The sequence below is a fragment of the Streptomyces sp. KR55 genome, from assembly GCF_052245645.1.
Taxonomy (GTDB): domain Bacteria; phylum Actinomycetota; class Actinomycetes; order Streptomycetales; family Streptomycetaceae; genus Streptomyces; species Streptomyces flavusporus.
This window is the reverse complement of sequence record NZ_JBQQCE010000546.1, coordinates 1-6,072: the sequence shown is the minus strand read 5'-3', so window position 1 is coordinate 6,072 and position 6,072 is coordinate 1. Positions and strand designations below refer to the sequence as shown.

6 protein-coding genes are annotated in these 6,072 nt (G+C 70.3%); all 6 read left to right on the top strand.

The annotated features are described in order from the left end of the window. A partial coding sequence (locus tag ACTWQJ_RS44795; RefSeq protein WP_443312140.1) for a tetratricopeptide repeat protein occupies nt 1–935 on the top strand: 935 nt, incomplete at its 5' end. A gap of 129 nt (nt 936–1,064) precedes the next feature. Then, entirely contained in the window at nt 1,065–2,189 is a 1,125-nt protein-coding gene (gene ald / locus ACTWQJ_RS44790) for an alanine dehydrogenase (RefSeq protein ID WP_385262093.1), read from the top strand. A gap of 457 nt (nt 2,190–2,646) precedes the next feature. Further along, a complete protein-coding gene (locus tag ACTWQJ_RS44785) occupies nt 2,647–3,825 on the top strand; it encodes a ParA family protein (protein ID WP_129797100.1) in 1,179 nt (392 codons plus the stop codon). After that, on the top strand, nt 3,810–4,376 hold the full coding sequence (locus ACTWQJ_RS44780; protein ID WP_443312139.1) for a hypothetical protein: 567 nt from the start codon (nt 3,810–3,812) through the stop codon (nt 4,374–4,376). The genes ACTWQJ_RS44785 and ACTWQJ_RS44780 overlap by 16 nt, the downstream gene beginning before the upstream one ends. Before the next feature lie 18 nt (nt 4,377–4,394). Continuing rightward, on the top strand, nt 4,395–5,420 hold the full coding sequence (locus ACTWQJ_RS44775) for a segregation and condensation protein A (protein WP_443312138.1): 1,026 nt from the start codon (nt 4,395–4,397) through the stop codon (nt 5,418–5,420). Further along, the coding region (scpB, locus tag ACTWQJ_RS44770; protein WP_443312137.1) for an SMC-Scp complex subunit ScpB at nt 5,417–6,072 on the top strand (656 nt) is incomplete at its 3' end. The genes ACTWQJ_RS44775 and scpB, both read left to right, overlap by 4 nt.

Below are 6,072 nucleotides of genomic sequence, written 5' to 3'. Positions count from 1 at the left end.
AGAAGCTGCTCGGCATGCCGCGCTCCCTGCGCTTCCCCAGCCCTCGCGCGGCCGCCGACTGGCTGCGCATCCGCAAGCCGGCCCTGCTCGCCGCCGCCCGGCTGGCGGTCGCCGACGGGGAGCTGGACACGCTGGCCCGGCGTCTGATGTCCCAGCTGGTGCGGGCGATGGTGGCCCACTTCGGCATGCAGGCGGCGGCGCCCGACCTGTACGGCATCCACGGCCTCGTCCTCGATGTGGCCGAGCGCCAGGACCTGCCCCGCGAGCAGGCCGCCGCGCTGCTGAACCTCGGCGACCTGGACGCCCAGACCGGCCGCACGGCCGACGCGCTGACCCGCTACCGGGCCGCCCTGGACGCCGGACGCCGGGCGAACGACCCGTATGCGACCGGACGCGCGATGGAATCCGTAGGCGGCGCGCACCAGGAGCTCGGCGACCACGATCGGGCCGCCGACTGGTTCGGCCGGGCCCTCGCCGAGCGCCTGGCCCGCGACGAGCGCGCGGAGGCCGCCCGGCTGTACGGCCGTATCGCCACCGCACACACCTACGCGGGCCGCTACGGCGAGGCGCAGCGGCACTGGCGCGCCGCGATGGCCGGGTACCGCAAGCTGGGCGATGTGGCCGCCCACGCGCGGGCGTTGAGCGAACTGGCGCGGGTCCAGGAGTACGCGGGGCGGCCCGAGGAGTCGCTGCGCACCTGTCAGGAGGCCGTCGAGTGGGCGCGCCGCGCGGAGGACGTACGACTGCAGGCCGCGCTGCACCTGCGGCTCGCCGACACCCTGGACCACCTCGGTGACTCCACGGCCGCTCTGCTGCACCGCAAGGCGGCGGAGCGCATGCTGGGGGAAGAGATGCAGGAGGGCGATACGCAGGATCCAGCCATGGAACAGGACGCTAACGCCTGCGAAATCCGTAGTACATCCGCTGAAGATTGATGCAATGAAAGGCTAGACAGCGGGAACGCCTTCATTAGACTGGCTCTGCCGCACGTTCTCCTGCGGTGTCTCCCGGTGTGCCCTGAACATCCGGGTATGTCGCGTACTACACCCTCTGAGTCAAGGACCGTGATCGACGTGAAGGTCGGCATCCCCCGCGAGGTCAAGAACAACGAGTTCCGGGTGGCCATCACCCCCGCCGGCGTGCACGAGCTGGTGCGCAACGGCCACCAGGTCGTCATCGAGCGTGGTGCCGGCGTCGGCTCCTCGATCCCGGACGCCGAGTACCTGGCCGCCGGCGCGCAGATCCTCGACACCGCCGACGAGGTGTGGGCCACCGCCGACCTGCTGCTGAAGGTCAAGGAGCCCATCGCCGAGGAGTACCACCGCCTCCGCAAGGACCAGACGCTCTTCACCTACCTGCACCTGGCCGCCTCCAAGGAGTGCACCGACGCCCTGCTGGAGTCCGGCACGACGGCGATCGCCTACGAGACCGTCGAGCTGCCGAGCCGCGCGCTGCCGCTGCTCGCCCCGATGTCCGAGGTCGCGGGCCGGCTCGCCCCGCAGGTCGGCGCCTACCACCTGATGCGCGCGGGCGGCGGCCGCGGTGTGCTGCCCGGCGGCGTCCCGGGTGTGCCGGCGGGCAAGGCCGTCGTCATCGGCGGTGGCGTCTCCGGCTGGAACGCCGCGCAGATCGCCATCGGCATGGGCTTCCATGTGACCCTGCTCGACCGGGACATCAACAAGCTCAAGGAGGCGGACAAGGTCTTCGGCACGAAGATCCAGACCGTCGTCTCCAACGCCTTCGAGCTCGAGAAGGCCTGCCTCGAGGCCGACCTCGTGATCGGCGCCGTCCTCATCCCGGGTGCCAAGGCCCCGAAGCTGGTCACCAACGAGCTGGTCTCCCGGATGAAGGCGGGAAGTGTCCTTGTCGACATCGCGATCGACCAGGGCGGCTGCTTCGAGGACTCCCGCCCCACCACGCACGCCGAGCCGACCTTCAAGGTCCACGAGTCGGTCTTCTACTGCGTCGCCAACATGCCCGGTGCCGTGCCCAACACGTCCACCTACGCGCTGACCAACGCCACGCTGCCGTACATCGTCGAGCTGGCCAACCGCGGCTGGGTCGAGGCGCTGCGCCGCGACCCCGCGCTCGCCAAGGGCCTCAACACCCATGACGGCAAGGTCGCTTACCGCGAGGTAGCCGAGGCGCACGGCCTCGAGCACGTGGAGCTGGAGTCCCTGCTCGGCTGAGCCGGCGACACGGCAGAGTCAGCGATACGGCTCGGAGCCAAGTCGCTTTCTCGTGAAGGCGATACACCCCGGTCTCGGCTTCTCCCCCACGCTCGGCTTCGCTCGCGCGGGGGACCCCATGACCGGAGGGGGGACCACCGTCACGGCTCGTCAACCTCGTACACCCGGCCGGACCTTGCCCGACAAGGTCCGGCCGGGTGTGTGTATGGTCACTTTGCGACTCTCGGTCAACTCGCCTCGAACGTAACCCTTGAACCGATTCGCACACCGGTGAAACCTACCGTGCGACGGCCGTACGCCCTTGACAGAGGGATGTTTCATTGCCGACACATCCGGCCGGGTCCGGCGGATTGTGTTGCTGCGAACCGCCGACACGCCATAGAGTCGCCAACCGTCGGCATGGTGCCACGCTGACCTGTCTAGAAGTTTCCTGGTCACCAAGGAGGTAAGACGACTTGTGAATGAGTCGACATTTTCTCCCGGGGGTGGTCAACCAGGAAGCCCTGCGCGGGGCCAGGCTCCCGCGGGGTTCGAGGCTGTCGGCTCCGTCGCGGTGCGCACCTTCGCAGCCCACCAGAGTCACCAGACCTCAGGAGTGACTCGCCCAGCACACCAGAGCATGGATGGCCATCACGTGAACGCCATGGCCGGCGACGGAAGTGGCGCGCCCCACAACCACTTCGCCGACTACGACGAACTGCCCGACGGGCACTTCTACGACCCCGACGCCGAGTACGAGCCCGACCCCGAGTACGCGGCCACGCTCGCGCCCGACGCTGCCCGCCAGCGCCGTGAGCGCATCGGCCCGACCGGTCGCCCGCTGCCGTACTTCCCGATCCCGGGCCCGCTGACCGACCACGGTCCCGCGAAGATCATCGCGATGTGCAACCAGAAGGGCGGCGTGGGCAAGACGACGTCGACCATCAACCTGGGTGCCGCGCTCGCGGAGTACGGGCGCCGGGTGCTGCTCGTCGACTTCGACCCGCAGGGCGCGCTGTCGGTCGGCCTCGGCGTGAACCCGATGGAACTCGACCTCACCGTCTACAACCTGCTCATGGAGCGGGGGATGGCGGCCGACGAGGTGCTGCTGAAGACGGCGGTCCCCAACATGGACCTGCTGCCCAGCAACATCGACCTGTCGGCGGCCGAGGTGCAGCTGGTCTCCGAGGTGGCCCGCGAGTCGACGCTGCAGCGCGCCCTGAAGCCGCTGCTGCCCGACTACGACTTCATCGTGATCGACTGTCAGCCCTCGCTCGGCCTGCTCACCGTGAACGCCCTGACGGCCGCTCACAAGGTGATCGTGCCCCTCGAGTGCGAGTTCTTCGCGCTGCGTGGTGTCGCGCTGCTCACCGAGACCATCGAGAAGGTCCAGGAGCGGCTCAACCCGGAGCTGGAGCTCGACGGGATCCTCGCCACGATGTACGACTCGCGCACCGTGCACAGCCGCGAGGTGCTCGCGCGGGTCGTCGAGGCGTTCGACGACCACGTCTACCACACGGTCATCGGGCGCACGGTCCGCTTCCCGGAGACCACGGTCGCCGGTGAGCCGATCACCACGTACGCCTCCAACTCCGTCGGTGCCGCCGCCTACCGCCAGCTCGCCAGGGAGGTGCTCGCCCGGTGTCACGCCGAGTGAGTCTGCCGGGGGCCGACGAACTGTTCCGTACGACAGGGGGAATGGCGCTCCAGGCATCCACTCCCCGGCGCCAGGCCAACGGCGAGGCCAGGGTGCCGCCGCCCGCGGGAGAGGGCGACGCGGCCGCCGCGGTGGAGGACACGCCGCAGTCGGTGCCCGCGCAGGGCGGTGACGGCGACGGGGCCGAGCATGTCGCGGCCGACGCGGAGCCGGCCGACGCGGGGGAGTCCCGCAGCCGGGCCGCGGCCTCGGAGCGCTCCTCCCGGCGTCAGACGGCGCAGGAAGGATCTGCCGCGGCGACGCCCCGCAAGCGTGGACGGGCGGCCGCACGGCGGCCCAGCGGGCGTGAGCGGCACGACGAGAAGATCACGGTGTACGTGTCCGCCGAGGAGCTCATGGATCTGGAGCACGCGCGACTCGTGCTCCGGGGAGAGCACGGGCTGGCCGTCGACCGGGGACGGATCGTGCGGGAGGCGGTCGCCGTCGTGCTCGCGGATCTGGAGACCAGGGGGGACGCCAGCATCCTCGTACGACGGCTCCGTGGGCGGTAACGGTAGCCTGCGGGGGCCATGACCTCGAACGACGCCTCGGCCTCCGGCGGTGCAGCCGGTCGTCGGCGTGCCCTGGGGAGGGGGCCGGGCGCTCCGGCGGCGCCTGTCGAGGCTCCGGTCCCTGTGGAGGCGCCACCCGAGCCGGTCGCTCCTGCGGAGCCGGAACCCGAGGTCGGCGCACCGGGACCTGAGCCTGAACCCACTGCTCCGACGGAGTCCGGAGAGGGCGATTCCGGGGTCTTCAAGGTGCGGCTCTCCAACTTCGAGGGCCCCTTCGACCTGCTGCTCCAGCTGATCTCCAAGCACAAGCTCGACGTCACCGAGGTCGCCCTGTCCAAGGTGACCGACGAGTTCATGGCCCACATCAGGGCGATGGGGCCGGACTGGGACCTGGACGAGACGACCGAGTTCCTCGTCGTCGCGGCCACCCTGCTCGACCTCAAGGCGGCCCGGCTGCTGCCGGCCGCCGAGGTGGAGGACGAGGCCGACCTGGCCCTCCTCGAAGCCCGGGACCTGCTGTTCGCGCGGCTGCTCCAGTACCGCGCGTACAAACAGATCGCCGACATCTTCAGCAACCGCCTCGACGAGGAGGCCCGGCGCTACCCCCGTACCGTCGGACTCGAACCCCACCACGCGGAGCTGCTGCCCGAGGTCGTCATCAGCATCGGCGCGGAGGGGTTCGCGAAGCTTGCGGTCAAGGCGATGCAGCCGAAGCCCAAGCCGCAGGTGTACGTCGACCACATCCACGCGCCGCTGGTGAGCGTGCAGGAGCAGGCCGGGATCGTGGTCGCACGGCTGAAGGAGCTGGGCGAGGCCAGCTTCCGCGCGCTGGTCGAGGACGCGGACGACACACTGACCGTGGTGGCGCGCTTCCTGGCGCTGCTGGAGCTGTACCGGGAGAAGGCCGTGGCGCTGGAGCAGGAGACCGCGCTCGGTGAGCTGCTGGTGCGCTGGACCGGCGGGGAGGGGGACACGGAGCCCATGGTGACCGACGAGTTCGACCGGCCGCCCGAGCAGCCGAAGGACCGGGAGGAGAAGGCGTGAGCGAGGACACCACCGGGCTTCCGGCGGGGCTGCGGAGCGTCGCCGACCTCGAACTGAAGCCTGCCCTGGAGGCCGTCCTCATGGTCGTGGACGAGCCCGCGACCGAGGAGCATCTCGCGAAGATCCTCCAGCGACCCCGGCGGCAGATCGGCGACGCGCTGCGCGAGCTGGCCGACGAGTACACCGTGCAGGGGCGCGGCTTCGAGCTGCGGCTCATCGCGGGTGGCTGGCGCTTCTACAGTCGGCCCGAGTACGCGGCGGCCGTCGAGGGCTTCGTCCTGGACGGCCAGCAGGCCCGGCTCACTCAGGCCGCGCTGGAGACGCTGGCGGTGGTCGCCTACCGCCAGCCGGTCAGCCGTAGCCGTGTGTCAGCCGTACGCGGAGTCAACTGCGACGGCGTGATGCGCACCCTCCTCCAGCGGGGTCTGATAGAGGAGGCGGGCACGGAACCCGAAACAGGTGCGATCCTGTACACGACGACGAACTACTTCCTGGAGCGGATGGGCCTGCGCGGCCTGGACGAGCTCCCGGAGCTCGCGCCCTTCCTCCCGGAGGCGGAGGCGATCGAGGCCGAGACGCAGGAAGGCGTGCCGTCGTTCGATCCGGACGCTCCGGATTCCGAGGACGCAGACGACAAGACGACGGAACTTTG

Coding starts and splice junctions, on each gene's coding strand:
- ACTWQJ_RS44775 (WP_443312138.1), top strand. CDS start 4,395: ATGACCTCGAACGACGCCTCGGCCTCCGGCGGTGCAGCCGGTCGTCGG.